The organism is Mycobacterium talmoniae (assembly GCF_001854525.1).
Taxonomy (GTDB): Bacteria; Actinomycetota; Actinomycetes; order Mycobacteriales; family Mycobacteriaceae; genus Mycobacterium; species Mycobacterium talmoniae.
The window spans coordinates 1-17,478 of record NZ_MLQM01000114.1 but is presented as its reverse complement, the minus strand read 5'-3'; the positions used below and the strand labels follow the sequence as shown (position 1 = coordinate 17,478).

General features: G+C 62.4%; 8 protein-coding genes. All 8 read right to left on the bottom strand.

All coding sequences use genetic code 11. The features are described from left to right. Positions 1–605: 605 nt before the first annotated feature. Positions 606–3,020, bottom strand: a complete 2,415-nt coding sequence (locus tag BKN37_RS18430) for an AAA family ATPase (RefSeq protein ID WP_083341883.1) — start codon at positions 3,018–3,020, stop codon at positions 606–608. Continuing rightward, complete coding sequence (locus tag BKN37_RS28910) at positions 3,013–3,585, bottom strand: hypothetical protein (RefSeq protein WP_131823639.1); 573 nt, start codon at positions 3,583–3,585, stop codon at positions 3,013–3,015. The genes BKN37_RS18430 and BKN37_RS28910 overlap by 8 nt, the downstream gene beginning before the upstream one ends. After that, positions 3,585–5,321, bottom strand: a complete 1,737-nt coding sequence (locus BKN37_RS18420) for an SIR2 family protein (protein WP_071028416.1) — start codon at positions 5,319–5,321, stop codon at positions 3,585–3,587. Before BKN37_RS18420 ends, BKN37_RS28910 begins: the two co-directional genes overlap by 1 nt. Before the next feature lie 163 nt (positions 5,322–5,484). After that, positions 5,485–8,805, bottom strand: coding sequence for a DUF499 domain-containing protein (locus tag BKN37_RS18415; protein WP_207547258.1), 3,321 nt, complete (start codon positions 8,803–8,805; stop codon positions 5,485–5,487). A 2-nt stretch (positions 8,806–8,807) separates the two neighbouring features. After that, the gene (locus tag BKN37_RS18410) at positions 8,808–10,655 is read right to left on the bottom strand and encodes a DUF262 domain-containing protein (RefSeq protein ID WP_071028415.1); all 1,848 of its coding nucleotides are present in this window, start codon (positions 10,653–10,655) and stop codon (positions 8,808–8,810) included. Next, the gene (locus tag BKN37_RS18405) at positions 10,656–13,448 is read right to left on the bottom strand and encodes a DUF1156 domain-containing protein (protein WP_071028414.1); all 2,793 of its coding nucleotides are present in this window, start codon (positions 13,446–13,448) and stop codon (positions 10,656–10,658) included. Positions 13,449–13,516: 68 nt separating this feature from the next. Then, positions 13,517–16,927 carry a helicase-related protein gene (locus BKN37_RS18400; protein WP_071028413.1) on the bottom strand — a complete coding sequence of 1,137 codons (3,411 nt, stop codon included), beginning with the start codon at positions 16,925–16,927 and terminating at the stop codon, positions 13,517–13,519. A 165-nt stretch (positions 16,928–17,092) separates the two neighbouring features. After that, the gene (locus BKN37_RS18395) at positions 17,093–17,347 is read right to left on the bottom strand and encodes a hypothetical protein (RefSeq protein ID WP_071028412.1); all 255 of its coding nucleotides are present in this window, start codon (positions 17,345–17,347) and stop codon (positions 17,093–17,095) included. Positions 17,348–17,478 lie beyond the last annotated feature (131 nt).

Here is a 17,478-nt window from a genome sequence, read left to right as displayed (position 1 = left end):
CTTTGGTAGGTAACTCATTGACCACTACGCGATGGCCCACCCCAAGCCCGGTATCGACACACCCCAACAGGGATCCGTCCAGATCAGCCCCGGTCCCGAAACCCCACCACCCCAGGGGACTTACCCAATAGGTGCCGACCTGGCGGCTTGTCCAAAACTTCACCCAAGGTCGCCGCCGGCACTTGGCATCACCGTTGCTCAGCGGTCGCTATGACACCTGTCGAACGCCGCTGGTGACGAATTCTAGTTTGGACGCATCGTGCCCAGCGGGCAGGCCCGCCCAATTGCGGCGATGCGGGCAGGTTATTGGTGTTGTCGTGGGCCACAGGGGAACCTCCAGGTATGAGCTTGCGCAGAGTGCAAGCACTAGCGCGACACCCGGTGACGAATGGGGTTGGTGAACCTGGTTCGCTTTCGACGACGGGTTTAGTAGCCGCGGGTTGGTCGGCTGCGCTCACGGTGTCGGCCCGTTCGGCTAATCTGCGCCTCGGCGGAATGCTTCTTCCGGCCAGCCATGTGATTCATCGTCCCTTCTGACCCCAACCGGGGGCCACAGGACTCTAAAACACGGCGGACTCATTCACCGGGGGGCACGCCAGGAGTAATCAGTTGGCTATGGCGGGATCTGGCGTCCACACATGGCGGGTGATGCCTTGGTCTTCCTCCCTGGCGCGGTCGCCGAGCTCGATAGTGATCAGTTCGTCGCCTTCGTAGGCCGGGCTGAGTTCGAGGCTCAGGTAATCGAACAGTTCGCGTTCGTGGACGGCAACGACGACTTGTCGCTCGTTCTGTTTCGCGAGGAGGCGGATGAGGCCAGCAAACTGTGCGACGTGGACTTCGTCCATGGCTTGCACGGGGTCGTCGAAGACGAGGCACGGGACGATGGGCTCGACGGCGAGGTGGAGCGCGAGGAACAGGGAGAGCGCTGCGGTGTTCAGATTGCCCGCAGACAGCATCATCTGGGGCGGGCCGCTGGCTTCGCCGTTGCGGTGGGTGGTCTCCAACTTGATGTCGAACGTCTTCTTGGTAGCGCTGGGGATGCCGAAGCTTGGGATGAAGCCTTCGCTCGGCGCGAGCCTGGTGAACACGGTCTTCCAGACCTCGTTAAGGGACTCAGTGAAGACACGGTGGACGATTCTGGTGCGTGCTTGTGTTGCGGCTTCGTGGACTTCCTTCGCTACTCCTTGTCGGCGCTTCGCTTCAGTGACCCGGTCGTCCCACTGCTTTTTGTGTTCGGCGAGGTCAGCGAGACGTTGAAGAATGACTGATTCGCGTTCGAGGGCGGCTGCGAGGCGGGCTGCTTCGTTGACCACGTTCCGTTGCTGGTTAGCGATATCGGAAAGGCGGGCAACTTCTGCTTCGGCCCGATCGAGCAGTTCGGCCGACACTGCCTGGAACGAATCGAACGCCGGCGATACGTTAATCTGCAGAAGGGCCGCGTATCTGGCCAATTCGCTGCTGATGTGGCGCTCTTCCGACGAAGCCGTCTCAAGGTTGTCGAGCGATTGCTGAAGGTCATTCACACGCCGGATGAGATCCGCGCCGTGGGACTTGGCAGCCTCGATTTCGCCGACCTCGGCGTTCAGTTCAACAAGTTCTTCGTGGCGTTGTTCGAGGGCCAACCGCTGGTCGGCGGGTAGGAGTTGGGCCGTGAGCTGCGTGTAGTCAACTCCCGCTCGGGTGACACGTGCCGCCAGCCGGTCGCGCTCGCTGCGAAGATCGACAAGCTGCTGCCCGTGAGTGGTGAGTGCAGCCAGTTTTTCGTCGATGTGCGCGAGGAGGCTATGCGGCCCGGTTTCGGTGAAGTCGCGGTCGCAAACTGGGCACATGCTGCTGTTGTCGATTACGGTTCGGAGCGCAGCCAGGCTCTCGACGAGGGCACTCGAATGCTCGTGAGCAACGGCGAGCCGAGTTTGAAGGCCGTCCAACTCAACTCGGTCAGCTTCAAGTTGGGCGCTGACCGCGCCGGCCCGCGCGCGAATTTCGGAGTCGTTGTCCAACTCCTGGAGGGCCAGAGTCCTGGCGTGCTCGACAGCGATGCGGGGGTCGCTTCGAGGGTCGACGCCAACAGCTTGTGCTGCTCCTTCCCACGCCCTGACCTTTACCCCGTCCGTGGCCTCCCACGCCTCTTTGTCGGCGGTCGCAGCCACCAACGCAGTGCGGGCATCGTGGATTCGTTGCGTGGTCGGGCGTTCTCTCAGTGCTGAGATGCGGCCGCCCAAGGCTATTAGTTCCTGGTGCACTTTCGCGGCAGCCGCAGATTCGGCACCGGCGGTGTCGTCGTTGAGTGCCGACCGGACGAACCCAAGAAGGTCGCTATCAGTCATGCCGTCAGTCGGAACGGTTCGGAGTCTAGCGAGGGCCTCGCGGGTCGCGACCCGCGAGTTGACGATCTCCGCCCGGACCTCGGCGCGCACCGCGGTCTGCTCCTTGAGTTCAGTCGCCGCTGCCTTCGCTTCGCGGTCGGCTTCGTCAACGCCGACTGCGAGCTTCTTGAGGAGCCTGAGGTCATGTGCGTCGCTGAGCCCGTCGCGAAGGGCGTCCAGTTTCTCAAGACCGAGGAGTTCGTTCACAAACTTTTCGAGGGCTGTCTGTTGGTTGCCCTCGCGCGCTTGGTACAAGTCGAGCAGGCGCCCTAGGGATGATTGGTCCAGGTAGCACCGTTCAGCGTAGAATTTCGCGGCCGAATTGTTGAACGCCGGGGTGCCCTCCAAACGCGCGCCGTTTACAGTCAACGGAACGCCGGGGGTGCCCGCCTGGAGGTAGTCGGCGACGTCGGCTCGAACGGTTGCGTACAACTGCCCGAAGAATGGCAGATGAGATCGGTAGCGGTCAGATTGTCGTTCCATGCTCCGAATGTGGCCGGTCAAGGCCAGCTCAAGCGCGGACAGGACGCTGGTCTTGCCTGTGCCGTTGGGGCCGTGGATGAGGACGACGGGTGCATCGAACGGCAGTTCGCGTGTGCCTTCGATGCGACGAAAGTCGGAGACCATCAAGCGACGGATGGGGAGATCACTCATCTTCGTCTTCCATCTCGTCAGTCCAACCTGCTCCTTCGTTCGCGTACTGGCGGAGGGCCTCTCGCACTGCGCCAGGTCCGTCGGCCGCAGCCTGGATGAGCGCAATATGGTCCGGTGTTGCCTTCAGGGGACCGAGTGCCGCCATCACTTCGTTGGCTGGATCGCTCCCGTGGACGAGGTCCGCGTTCGGCAGTTTGAGCGGAAGTAGAACAGCAACGGCTTCCTCGATCTCGGCGATATCGGGCGTCGTGGATGCGATGGGTAGGACGCGGGCATAACGCTCCAGCTCGCTTCGGTCAGATGTTGCGATTCCACCGATGAGTACGAGACTCATAGGTCGGCGCGATGCGGCTAGGTCAAGTGAACGAGCCAAACCCGCAACGAGACGATGCAGGCGCCGGCGCGGTACTTGGTCTGTTGCGACCAAAACTAGGTCATGCGAATTGCGCGTACCGCGGGCAGCGGCCTCGAAGTCGAACTCTGTACCGGCAACCGTTAACGGCTTCCGAAGACGTTCAAAGTCGGCGTTCTCCAGCACAGTGAGGACTTCTTGAACGCTTGTCATCAGAATCCTCCCGCCAGTCTAAACGCTTCGTACAGGTCATCGGCTGAGGCCGTGTCAGCGATGCTCGACGCGACGTTGAACCGACCAGGGCCGGGTTTGCCGTCACGACCGAAACGGGGTTTCGGAGACCGGGTAAAGCGAGGGGGCTCCTCATCAGCGACGACGATCAGCACATCCTCATCGCTGTCGTCGAACGAACTCTCCAACTCAAGTTTCGTGGACGTCGTGGCGTCCTTCACAAAAAACACCCTGGCATCCCGCTGTCCAGTGACTAGGCGAACCACGCCGTTGCCGGGCTCCTCGCCATCGCCCGGCACGGCCGACCAATGTCCCAAGGCAAGTCCACGACCAATCAAGGCCAGCGCCACACCGAGCCGCCCGAACTGCTTCGAAGGAAAATCTGCGCTGTGAACCGCCTGGTTGACAGGACGGTCCGACAGCGGTTCATAGTGGCCGTTACCTGCGGACGGCATACGGCCTGTGCGAAAAACGGTCAGCGCCGAGTTGACCACGCTGATGAGACGCGCAAGGAACTCTCGTTGGAACTGCGCCTTTGCCGAGTACTCAAGCGCCTCGTGGTTGTCGGGGTCGGCATGACTCGCTACCGAGTCACGGAGGCTAAGGAGGTCCGTCTGCAATTGCTTCACAGCAGCCGAACCCCATGCGGTCCCTGTGCCATGCTCAATCAAGAAGCTCAACTTGTCGGTGAGCGATGACAGAACCAGCGCCAGCAACGTCGGCTTGCCGTACGCACCAAGAAGTGCGGACTGCGCGATAGCCGCGGCATTCCCCCGGTGATTCGAACCGTAGGTAAGTTTGAGAACGTTCCGGTGATAAGACTCCAGGTGCTCTTCGCTGAAAACAACCGCGGGGGGCGATGCCGGCCACGGCCGACCCAAGTCCTGGATCGCGGTTGCGAACACCGTATGGAGATCCGCGTCCTGCGCTGACAGTCCAACCATCAATGTCAACCGGTCCGTGTACAGCACCTCAAGGTGCTTGCGCATCGACCTGTTCTCTGGCTGCTGAGTCCATCCTGAGATCTGTGATTCACGAGCTATGAGCAAGTTCCGGTATTCGGTCTCCTCTTCTCGGGCACGAACCGCACAACCATGGAACTTGATGACGTCGATGCGCGGCCCGACAATACGAAAATCGTCCGGCTTCACGGCAACCCGAACCAGCGAACCGAACGCCGGCGTAAGTTCAACCAGCGCTTTTTCAAGGAGCCCATCCCAGTTCGCCGTTACCGCCGACGCGACCAGCCCCTCGAGCATTAGAATTGCGATGCAGTAATGTTCTACATCGGGCTCAAGGTCGGGCGACCCATACGTGTTCGGGACGTCGAGACCAGTCCACACCAGATAGTCGTCGGGGTTGTCATCGCCCACAAGCACGTCGAGAACACGTGAGTAGTTCGTGACCAGGGTTGAGACAATGCGTTCCCGCAGTGGCCATTCATCGACAGCGATCGAGAAGTCGATGCTCTCCAGCTCTTCGCGCACTAGGCCAGCTAGCCGCAACATCTCCCCGAGGGCCGTGCGGTAGGCACAATCCGTGTCACCGTCGACGATATTCGAACGGAGGTGCTCCAAGACGCGTACGAGGAGTGCATAGACATTCGGCACCCGATCGCGAGAGATTCCCGAGCCAAGCCATAGGACGTATTGACCTTCGTTGAAGGCAGCGGTGAAATCTGAAAACGCCGACTCGAACCGGGCCAGAACGTCCTGCACTGTCCTCACAGGTTCACTTGCCATATCGTGCCCGTCCAATTGTCTTCATTCTTCGCGATCGCGGACGGTCAGCGCCCCAGCGTTCGCGGGTCATCCTGCCATGCGCGAACCTCATAACGATGTAAGGCATTTGATATGGCAAGTGCGAATCCGCAAGAACTCATCAGGCTGACTCGAAACCGGACTGGTCGAACTTCAGCGTCTTCGCGTTTTCGGACACGGTGCGAATCTTGTTCTCATCGAAGCCAGTCGCATCAGTGGCCTCGATCTCGATCCGCACGGTGAGGTTGACGCCCTGCTCGCGTAGGTGGGTGATCACCTCGTCGGCGATGTTCTTGAAGTCCAGCGCGATCTTGTCGGCGCTGAGCGTCTTGACACCATAGAAACGGGTTGGGAACGCGATGTCGATCGGGGGTTTCGGAGGGCCGGGGGGACCCGGTGGGCCGGGTGGTTCCGGTGGCTTTGGGCCAGGCGTGGGCTCGTCTTCACGCTGCTTGACTGCGACATCCGGACGCACCAGCAGTAGCGTATCCGTCGCAGGGGGAGCTGCAGCCTTGTCATCAGGAGTCCACAGTCCGATGTACCGCTCGGTCACTTCGTCATAGCCGGTTGCCAACGCGAACGCGTCGGTCTGCCAGAGCATCGGCAAATCCACGATGCCCCCGTCGAGTACCCGACGATCGCGCAGCCGCGGCATGTACGGGTACTGGCAGTACAGCGCCCACAGCGCGCCGAGTGAGACGTGGCCGCCCTTCCAAATCTTGGGAACCTTGCCGATCGCCAACCTGATAGTGGTAGCGGCCTGCCGCACAGACAGATCACCGTCACTACCGAGCCGGCGAGACACGCGGTCCGCCAGTGAATCGGATTGGCCTTCGACCTTGGTCTCCCGAACCACGAACGGGGCGCCCGGGTCCGGCTGGGAAGGAATCAGTGCCCAGGTGAAGGTCTGCAGCAGCCGGCCGCTAACGGTCTGATCAGCCTGCGCCCGGCGCTGGGTGGCCTGGTTCTTCTGGTTCTGGGTCAGGTCCAGGTCGGCTTCGTTGGCCAACACATGAGTCCAACCGAGATAGTCGCGGGCCGCGGTGTCGAGCTCTTGCAGCCGAGCCTCGTCAGCCGCCAGGTAGACCAACATGTTGCGGTTGGTGCGATTGGCGGTTCCGCGGTTCTCAGTCGCCTTGTACGCGAACTCCTTCGCCACCGAGTCAGCACCTCGCTTGTGGGCGACCTTCGGGTGCAGGATCACCAGCCGAGCTTCCTCGGTGTCGGGGATGTCGACGTTGGTCTCCGGGCAGACATGCACTCCGGCGAAATCACCGCGGGTACGGGCCTGGCCTTGCAGCCGGCGAACGATCTCGGCCCACACATCTTCCTTGTGCAGCCGGTCGGCCTGATCGCGGGCGGTGCGGGTGATGTTGGCCTGCAGGTCATACCAGTATTTGCCAGACCCGGAATAGAAGTAGGTAGCCCGGTCGGCGAGCTGGGTCAGCGCGGCATGGAAATTGCCCGGTACATCCCCGGGCACTGCGGTGCCGAGGAACACCCGTTGGGTCTCCAGACCCTTGTGGGCCGAGCCGATAGTGGGCGCAGCCCCGAAGAACACCGTGCGCGCCAGCCGTTTGGTCAGCGACCGCTGCCCGAACAGTGGCTTTTCCACATCGATACGCGCCGGCTCGGAATTGGGCCCGTCGACGTCGGCGTCGATGATCGCCTTCCACGAATCCTGCAGATACTGGGTGAGCTCGGAATTCACATTCGAGGTGGCCAGCGGGATCGACCCGGGCATGATCAGCGGCGAAGCGTCCTCACCGGTCCACAGGGCGTGGATGACGGTACTCATCAGCCGCAGCACACCGCGGGTGCGCTGGAACCGCTCCAGCGACGACCACTGTTCATAGAGTCGGTCGAACAACTCCGGGTGGATTGGATAGGTCTGCTTGATCCGATCCTCGTAGGCGGCGTCGCGGGACTCCCGCGGGAAGTCGTCGGTGTACTTGCGGTACATATCGATATAGGCGCGGGCGGTGGCACTGATCGAGGCCAGAGCGGCCGCGTCGGCTTGCTTGAACAGTCGTTGCCGCACGATCTGGTAGGCCTCGACGGACGAGGCCGGACGCCACTGCTCGGCGACCCGGCGCACCACGTTCTGCAGCCGCTTGAGCGCCTCCAGTCCGTGGGCGCCACCGACTTCTTCGGCGTTGCCGGCGACGATCTGGCCGCCACTGTCACCGGTTTCAGAGGCGGGGATTGAGATCACCAGCAGCACACCGGAAGTGCCCTTAGCCGACTCAGTCAACGTCTGCGCAAAGGTGAACTGGTCATCGAAGGTGCCACCTGCTAGATCATCGCGGCCGACTAGGGAGCGGGCGTAGGCCACCCACTCATCGATCAAAATGACTGCGGGGGAGTATTTGGCCAGCAGCTCATGCAGCGCCTCGCCTGGATGGGTTCGGTTGGCGTCCGCAGTGGCGACCATGTCGTAGCCGGCCTTGCCGCCGAGCTGCCATGCGAGCTCGCCCCAGATGGTGTTGACCTTGGTGCCGTCGTCTTTGACCATCCCGGATGGGCTGATGTGGTTGCCGACGATCGCCACCCGATTCGCCTTGGCGCCCGCATAGCCGTTGGCGCCCAGCAACTCTTGGGCCTCCTGTGGGAACTCGCCGATTGGTAGTCCGCACGCAACGTGCCAGAGCGCGAGCATGGAGTGGGTCTTGCCGCCACCGAAGTTGGTCTGCAGGTTGATTACCGGCGGTGCGTTGTCATCACCGGACAGCCGACGCACGGCGCGCCCGATCAGATCGCTCAGGCCTTCGGTGAGGTAGGTGCGACGGAAGAACTCGACTGGGTTGGCGTAGCCGGAATCTTGTTCGCCACCGAAGGCCACCTTGTAGAGGTCGGCGGCGAATTCGGAGGCGGCGAAATTGCCGGTGGCCACGTCGTCGTGCGGCGGCAGGACCTCGCGCCACGGCTTGAGCCCGGCGGCTTCGGGATTATCGACGGCGGCCTTGAGGGCCTTCTTGTCGTCCTTGTCGGCGGTGACGCGGCGTAGGTTGAGCCGGATCGCCTGCAACTCCGCTGCCTCAGCGGTGGCGTTGATCAGTTTGAGCAGTCGCTCGCCAGTGTCGAGAGCGCGGTAGGCGTCGTCATCGGTGAAAGTCCCGTTGTGCGCCCAGTTGTTTCGGACTTCGCGCAGTTCAATGGCGAATGATTCGCCCGCCTTGCCCAGTGTCTTGGTGAACGGATACCAGCCCTTCTTGAACCCTGCGGTGATGTTCGACTCGGTCAGGATTCGGAACTGCACCTGCGGGTCGTGAGCGCTGTACGTTTTGGGGCTGGATGCCCCGTCTTTGGTCTGCACGAGTTTCGGCCAGGCCGCACCCAGCGCGGGGTCGCCCTGCCCGATCACCAATGAGATGAAGTCATCCAGCGGAGGGGCGATGATCTCGAACATCTTGTTGATGCGATCTCTGTTGCTTAATGCCATGGCTAGATCACTTCCTCCACCAGGTCGTCATCATCGCTGTCAGGGTCATCGGGTTCCGCTTCAAATGCAGCTGCACCTTCGATGCCCCCAACGTCAATTGGTTCGCGCGCAACGGGTTTTCCCATGGCATTCTCGATCAACTGCGACAGGGCTTCGCGGCGTTTTGTGAAGAACACATCGAAGTCATCGGCGCGCAGCGTTGCCACGTCGATCAGGTGAGCTGCGATGACCTCATCAAGCTCTGAGGTCGGGATCCCGGCAGCGGATTCGAGCGCTTTGAGGTATGCCGACGGTGCGTTGCCGCTCAACTTGATGTTGGTCTTCTTGGCGAGGGGCGTCTTGTTGACGATGCTTTCGCGCCGTTCCTGGTCGATGCCGTGCTTGATGCACCAAGCCTTGGGGAAGATGTGGTGGATGTCGACCTGCAGCGCGAGAAACGCGGCCTTGTCAAACGGCTGGTTGAACATCCAGTCCCGGGTGTGCTGGCCCATCAGCAAGGCGTAAACGCCCTTGTACGCAGCGGAATTTCGAGTGCGCATCGAGTGCAGGCGCGACTCGAAGAAGTTCGCATCCTCGACCGTCTTGGGTTGAGGCACCGATTTGTCGCCAAGCGATTTGGCCCATGCGGGTACCTGCTCGATGTCGCGCGCAAACCGGCTCTCGATGGCACCGCCGTACAACTCGCCGAGCACACCGCACCAAAACCATTGCTGGATCCGCTTGTTTATGCCGTGTACATCAGCATCCTCGTTGAGAACGACCCTGATTGCCGCCAACGGGACAAGCTGCTTGGGGTACGGCAAGTCCGTAGCAACATGGATGTGCTGCGAGTCCAGGAATCCAGCTACCCAGACCAACGCGTCCCGAACCCGCGGAGCCCATGTCAGGTAGTCCTGAAGTTTGAGGTTGAGGATGTCCTCCTTGCGGGCAGTCGTCGCGCCTGGCCCGTGTAGCGAAGCCAGCAGGCTGACGATCTGGAGGAAATCTGTGTTCTCTAGGCCGGCCAGCACGGCGAAGGGTCTGAGGTGTTCCCGGGTCGCGGTCCAGTCGTCATTGAGTCGAAAGTCATCGCCGTTCTCGGCGTAGTAGTCGGCGTCACCGGCGTATACGGCAGTCAGCAGTTCGAACACGTTCAACGGCAGGCCGCCGATGTTGACCTTCTCGAAAACTGTTGCGACAGCGGCCTTGCTTGTCGAATCATCGAGCACAATGGCTGGAATCGCGTACGCGCCCGCAGGGTTCAAGACTTCGGCGATCATGGTCGGCATCAGCGAGGTGTCGGCGAGCTTAGACAGCCACGTGGTGGCGGCGAACGGGTCGTAGAGCAGTCTCAAGGGAAAGAACCCGTGAGCGCGCTCCTTGTCTTCATCGGACAGGTCGAGATCGACGTCCTTGCCGAAATTGCTCCTGATCACGCCATCGCCCGGAACTGAGACGACAGCTTCGTCAATCATCTCATCGCCCTTAAGAGCATCGGCGATGCGCAGGTAGTATCGACGCTCAATGAACTTGCCGCGCGAGTCCTTCGTGGCAACGACGCCGTCAGCTGTCAAAGCCTGTGTCAGCGATGTCAGCCGCTGCTGACCGTCGAGTAGCAGCCACTCCAATGCAGTATCTGAGTCGAACGTGATCCCATCAATCGGACGAGGCTTGAATCGCACATAGGCGTTGTCGGCCTCCAGCATCATCACGACACCCAGCGGGTGGCCCCGCAGGACGGTGACCAGGAGTTGGCGGATACGTTCGTCTTCCCATTTGTAGCCGCGCTGGAAGTCCGGCAGCTGTACTTTGCCGGTTGTCGTCCAAGCCAGCAGATCCTTCAGCGGGTACTTCGGCGTTTGGAAACCCATCTACTCCTCCTCGTCGAAGTCAAATGAGCTTTGCTGACTGGCGGGCTGCCCGTTCGCACCGCGCGCGACTTCCATGATCTCCGGCCAGCTGGTTACCAGCGTGTTGAAGCTCAGCGCGTCTTTCGTCCATCCGTTGCCTTCCGCGATGCGGAACAGCAGGTGCGCCAACTCCTTTATCCGATCGGCATCCACCGCGCCATCGCTACGACTCAGCGCCGCGCCGAGGAAGTCCCCAGCTGGCGCGATGCCGTCGCGTTCCAGAACCTTGATTAGGTGGTGCAGTACTTCCCATCCGCTGATGTCGGGGTCGGTGACGACGTCGTAGTCCCAACTCAAGTCGGCGGGTTTGATCAGCTGTACCTTGCTGGCGCGGGACGTCAGAATGCCTTCGCGTTCCATCGAGGCGACGCTGGTGTTGCGGGCGCGCGCGAGGTTGTCGGCATCACCGAACTTGCCGACACCGTAGCCGTGCTGGCGATACCATGCGATCGCGAAGCGGGTGGCGGCAACAAAATCGCCCTCCTGCTCATTGAGCACCTGATCGAGAATCTCGTTGATGCGTGCGAGCGCAGAACGTACCGACATCTTCGAGCCGTCCGGCTCCAAGACGGCCGAATACCGGGAGAACACCGCCATGCCCGGGCCGATCGCGGCTTGTGGCAGGTCAACCGGAGCAATAGCACCCTGCTGTAGATCCGTGAGTGCGCCGGGAAGTTCAGCCTTGAGCGTCTCCACGAACTCACGGCGGTCGGTTCGCGGCGCACCCTCCGGGCGGGAACGCAGCGTCAACACAATTGAAGAGGCCAGCGCGTTGGTGCCAGCACTCAGCATCCGGTTACTTGCTTCGCTGCGCACCGGCCAGGTTGCAGTGATTGACCACCCGGAGCGAATCATTCCCTCAAGCAAGGTTTCCCAGCCCGTGGAAGCCTCGCCGACCTCGGTGGCTTCGGATTGTTTGAACGCGTAGTAGACCGTGATCGGGAAGTCCACCAAGGCCGACTCGCGAGCCCGTCGGAATACCTCCCGGAATCCATCCTCGAAGAACCTATGTGCGCCATTCTTACCGCCGTGACGGTACGGGTTGGCAACTAGTTCCTCAGCTTTGGGAACCAGCATCGTGGATAGCAACGCTGGATGGACGGACCGCAGAGAGCGACGTAGCCACACGTAGAAGTAGTCCGACAGATCTGAGTAACCGATGTTGTCGTAGTACGGCGGATCAGTCGAGATCAACAACCCGCCGTCGAGGGAACGTGTGGTTGCATCCGCTTGCGCGACTGATGCCGGACCGCGCGCGTACAGCTGGTCGATTGTGTCGCAGGTCCACAGATAGGAATTCGCGAACGACCCGGTGTTTGAGCCGAGTGTGTAGGTTTCCGCGAAGTCCCAGGTGATGGGCAAGGCCTGTCGGGCAAAAGTCGAGCTGGTCGATTCTCGGCTGACATACCAGTTGGTGATGGTTGAGCAGCGATCTGTCAGCTTACTGACCGCCAACCCCAGATAGGTCGCGACAGCGTCGGCGTAGGCGGCGGCTCCGGTGCCGCCGGCTTCGAGGCGGTCGCCTTCGGGCATGCCTGCGGCGCGGGCGTCGACGAGGACGTGTTCGCGGGCTTCGGTGACGAGGTCGCTGAATGTGGTGAGTGCGGTGAGCTGCCTCGGAGTGAAGAGGTCAGCAAACTCAGTAAGGCCGTATCGGACGACGTTGATGCGCCCGGGCCAGTCAAACAGTTGGCCCGCTGGTACATCGTCTGGCCGCTGCACGTCTGCCGCCGCCTCATGTTGCGGTGTGGGAGCAAGGTAGATGCGGGTGCGGGTTCCTTCGGCAACGGTGGCCATGAGCTGGGCACCCATCCGGCCGCGGCGGCTTTCCTCACGCACGTATTCGAGTTCGACCACAGCTGCGCAACCGATGCAGGTTGCGCCGGTCCGTCCGACGGTGCCGTCGGTGTCGGCGGTGGGCGCGGTTTTCGGGTCGTGCCCGATATCGAAGTGGACTTTGCCGTCGACCACGGACGGTACGACGTAGGCCTCTTTGCCTTTCTTCTTCCCCAGCCACCAGGAGCGCACTAGCGGCATTTCGATGCCGCAGGCGGGGTTGGGGCAGGTGACGCTGCGGGCCCAGATCCACGCGATCACGGTGGCTTTCGATCCATCGGGCAGGGCGGCTTTGGGGTAGAGATGTCCGATGCGTTTTTCGGCTTCATCGCGCATCCATTGGCCGTAGCGGCGCACGTCCTCGGCCAGCCCGGTGGCGCGCGGCCAGGGGTGCGCGAGCTCATCGGCTGCCACGTTGGGGGAGGCTGGGGCGCGGCCGGCGAACTTCGGCGGAATCTCGATGAGTGCCTTGTTGATCAGCACCGCCACCGGGTTCAGGTCGGAGGCGTGGGCTTCCAGCCCGAGGCGTTGGGCTTCCAGCGGGATGGTGCCGCCGCCGGCGAACGGATCGAGAATCGGCGGCGGGTTGCCGTCGGTGGATTTGAGGATCTCGGCGTGCGCTTCGGCCAACAGCGCCTCGTCTTGAATGTTCTCCCAGACAACGAGGCGTTCGATGATCTTGTGCAGCCGCTCGCGCTCCTTGCGTTGCAGGTCTTCGGTGGGGAACTCCTCCGGATGCGAGGAGGGGTCGTCGACCAGTTGGGCGAACAAAACCGCGCGGGCGGCGGCCAGCGGCCGGCGCGCCCACCACAGGTGCAGGGTTGAGGGGTGGCCGTGGCGTATCGACTTCTCCCGGGCCGACTCCCGGTTGATCGCCTCCAGCGGCAGCGCAACCTCGATCAACTTCCGCTTCTGCACTTACATCCTCAACTCTCTTCGCTGGTGATTGCGAACCGTAACCGATCCGGCGATGGCGGGAGCGCCGGTCAGAACGGCTGCTTACCTTTGTCCCACATCTTGTTCCAATCGCCGCGGATGCCGGTGGCGGCGAAGTCACCGAGATTGGTGGTGGCGAACGGGTCATCGAGGTAGCGCACCTCGTCGTACTGCGCTCCGCGGGGGTCGACCCTGACCAGGGCCAGCCGGTAGCGGGGGACGGCGTTCTTGCCGGTCATCACCTCGTTGTGGGTGATGAAGAAATCGTCGGCGCCGGCCAGGCGGGCCTTCACCTCAATCCGGTAGGTGTCGCCGTTGGCGGCCGTGGACAGCACGTCGAAACCCTTGTTGGTGAACGGCTGCTCAACGGGTTTGCGGCCCAACTCTTTTTCCCGCGCCAGCACCATGTCGACGCCGCGGCGTTCGACTTCCTTGGTCTCCTTGGCGTGCATGGGCGTGTTGGCCGGTAGGTCGTCCTCCAACATCCCGAGCGGCAGGACCAGGGCAGCGGTCAGGATCCGGGGCGGCTTGGTGGACATCAGTGCCTGCTGATCGAGCAGTTCCAGGCGTTTTCGCAGCCGGAAATCGATGTCGACGGCTTTGCGGTTGAGACTGTCGGACGACTCTTTCGGTTTCTCGCCGGCGTGCTCTTTTTCCGAGGCGACCGCGGCGTCGAGCAGCAGGCGGTCCCGCTCGCTTTCCAGCCGCGAGGTCACCAGTTGGCGAGTCTTAGTCAGCTCCGCGATGCGGCGGGGCTGTACTTCGGCGAGGTACTCGGGCAGTTGATGGGCGATGATCCAGCTAGTGGCCCGGTCTTCAGCTTCGGCCAGCCACGGCAGCCGCCGGGCGGCGGCCACAGCTGGTGCGTCGGGGGCGGCAACGCAGTCGAGGTAGGGCGCCGGGCCGGCGGGGGTGACGGTGCCGAAGCTGTCGACGTAGGCGTATCCGAACCGGCGCGCCACGCTGGCGCCGGTAGCGTCGGCGACCTCTTCGATCACCCCGACCAGCAGGTGGGGTTCCTCCAGCGTCGCCGAGACCAGCACGGTGCCGTTATCGAGCGCGCCGCCCAGTTGGCGGGCCGCCTCGTCCATGACGGCGTCGTGCAGGGGATGGCCGGGGGCAAGCAGGTCGGCGTGGGTTTTTCCGTCGCCTTCGATGTGGGCGAGGTCGAAGCTAACCCGGTCGTATTTGGTGGCGATGGGCTGGTGCTTGCTGGCCCGGATCTGGGCGGGCACATTGGCGATCTCGTAGCGGCCGCGTTCACGTTTGGCGATGCGCCCACCGAGCCGGGTAAAGGCTGCCTTGAACGCCAGTTCGATGTAGTGGGGTTGCAGGCGCCGCGCCCGGGCCTCGTCCATCGCAGCGCGCAGGGCGGCAAGGTCGGCCTCGGCGAGATGCTCGGAGGCCAGCGCCCGCTCAGTCAGGAGCTCCTTGAGCCCCTCGGCGACCTGGTCGTCGATGACCTCATGCATCCTGGCTTTGACCTCGGGCAGATCGCCGTAGCGGATCGCCTCCATCAACAGATCCCGCAGCGGAGTACCGGTGAAGGCCTCGCCAAGTACGTCGAACACTTTGCCGCCGTACGCTTTACGCTGCTCTTCGATTTTCTCGAGTAGTCGGGCAAACACGTCACCCTCGCGGGTGTTGGTGGCGACCAGGTTCCATAGCCGGCATACTTCTTCCTGGCCGATGCGGTGGATGCGGCCGAACCGCTGCTCGATGCGGTTGGGGTTCCACGGCAGGTCGTAGTTGACCATCAGATGCGCGGCTTGCAGGTTCAGTCCTTCGCCGGCGGCGTCGGTGGCGATCAGGATCTGGCAGTCGCGGTTCTTGGTGAACTCCTCGGTGATCAGCCTGCGTTCCTTGCGGCGTACCCCACCGTGAATGGCCTGCACTGCCGCCGGTTTGCCCAAAAGGGAGCGGATCTTGGCGCTCAGGTAGTCGAGGGTGTCGCGGTGTTCGGTGAAGATGATGAACTTGCGTGGCCAGCCGTTGGTGTCGGTGGTCAACGCGTGGTCTTGCAGGATCGTGCTCAGCTCGGTCCATTTGCGGTCGGTGCCGGCGTCGCGGACCTGTTTGGCGACCTTCGTGAGGGCAGCAAGCTCGAGTAGCTCGGCGTCGAGTTCCTCGACGGTCTGCGCGGCGGTCGCCGCGTCCATCAGTTCTTCTTCGAGTTCCTCGATTTCTTCGGCGTTGAAATCATCGTCATCCAGATCGCCCAGGTTGATGCTGGGTTCTTTGTCGACGTAGGTGCCGTTGAGGATCTCCTGCTTCTTGCGTTCCAGCCGCTCGGTGCGGCGCACCAGGCTCTTGTAGATGGCCTCCGGGCTCGACGCCAGGCGCCGTTGCAGCACGGTCAGCGCGAACCCAACAGTGTTCTTGCGTTTGCCACCGACCCGGTCAGCCCGGTTCATCCCCTCGCGCACGTAGGCCGTGACTTGCTCGTACAGGTCATATTCGCCGGCGGTCAGTTCATAGGGCGTTGTTTCGGCTTTGCGTTCCGGGAAGAGTTTCTTGCCGTCGAACGTCAGCAGGTCCTCTTTGACCATCCGCCGCATGATGCCGTCGGTGTTGGCGGTCTTGGTGTTCTTACCCTCGAAGCGATCCCGGTCCAGCAGCGTCAAGAACAGCTGGAAATCCTCTTCCTTACCCGAGTGCGGGGTGGCCGTCATCAACAGCAGATGGCGCGTAATTCGGCCGAGCAACTCACCGAGAAGGAAGCGCTTGGTCTTCTCCAGCTTGCCGCCGAAGTAGTGGGCGCCCATGCGGTGGGCCTCATCGACGATCACCAGATCCCACTCAGTGTCGGTGAGCAGCGCTTGCAGGTCTTCGTTGCGGGACAGCTGATCCATCCTGGCGATCAGCAGGGGGTTGGTGTCGAAGACGTTGAGGTTGATGTTGGCGTCGACGAGCTGATTGGTCAGCAGGTCGAACCGCAGCCCGAACTTGAAGAACAACTCGTCTTGCCACTGTTCGACCAACCCGCCCGGGGCGACGATCAGGCACCGCTTGACGTCGTCGCGCAGGATCAACTCTTTGATGTACAGCCCGGCCATGATGGTCTTGCCCGCGCCGGGGTCATCGGCGAGCAGGAACCGCAGCGGGGTGCGGGGGAGCAGCTCGCCGTAGACGGCACGAATCTGGTGGGGTAGCGGGCGCACATCGCTGGTGGCGACTGCGAGCATCGGGTCGAACAGGCCGGCCAGGGTGATCCGCTGGGCTTCGGCGACCAGCTTGAAGTCCCCTGCCGGTGCATCGAACGCACGGCTTCCTGCCGGCGCGACGTTGAGCTTATCCGCGTCCCTTCGAAAGACGACCTGCTGCCCGAGCTGGCCGCCGCTGGTCTTGTAGGTCAGCTCCAGCGCCTCGGTGCCGTGCCACTGCGCATAGATCACCGTCACCACTTCGGCGGGGATCAGCCCGCCGATACGCAGCCCCGGCTTGAGCTCTTCAAACAGCACACTGACCTCCTGATTGACAGTGAGCCAACGCTAGTGGACGGGTCCGACAGCGGGGGTCACTTTGTTGTCGCTGACCACAGCAAAAGGAGGCGTGTGGCGCATCGATGTGCGCATCCAATCCGACCCGCTCCGCTCCGCAGCACCCACTTCATCCGCCTCCAGCGCTTAAGCGGACTGGGCCCGATACGCCGGCAGAACCAAGATCGATCCGTCGGCCTCGCGGACCATTTCGATTGCCACGTCTGATGGGCGTGCCGCAGCGTCGATGCCATCGCCCAACTCGCGCAGCCGATAGGAGGTTCGCAGCAACTTGTCGACTTCGCCCCGTGTGAACATGACGTCCCGCAGCCCGTGGGAACGGCCAAGCTGAAGCGTGGACACTCGCCCCAGTACGCGGGCGATGCCGGTCTCCAACTCCATAACAGATAGCGTCCCGTGGAGTGGTGGACTTCGGATCGGGCGTGGTTCACGCGTTGTGATCAACGAGTCATGTTGAACGCTAGGCGATTTGGTGTTGTTTGGCAAGGGCTGCCGCGGCGTGTTTTTTGGCG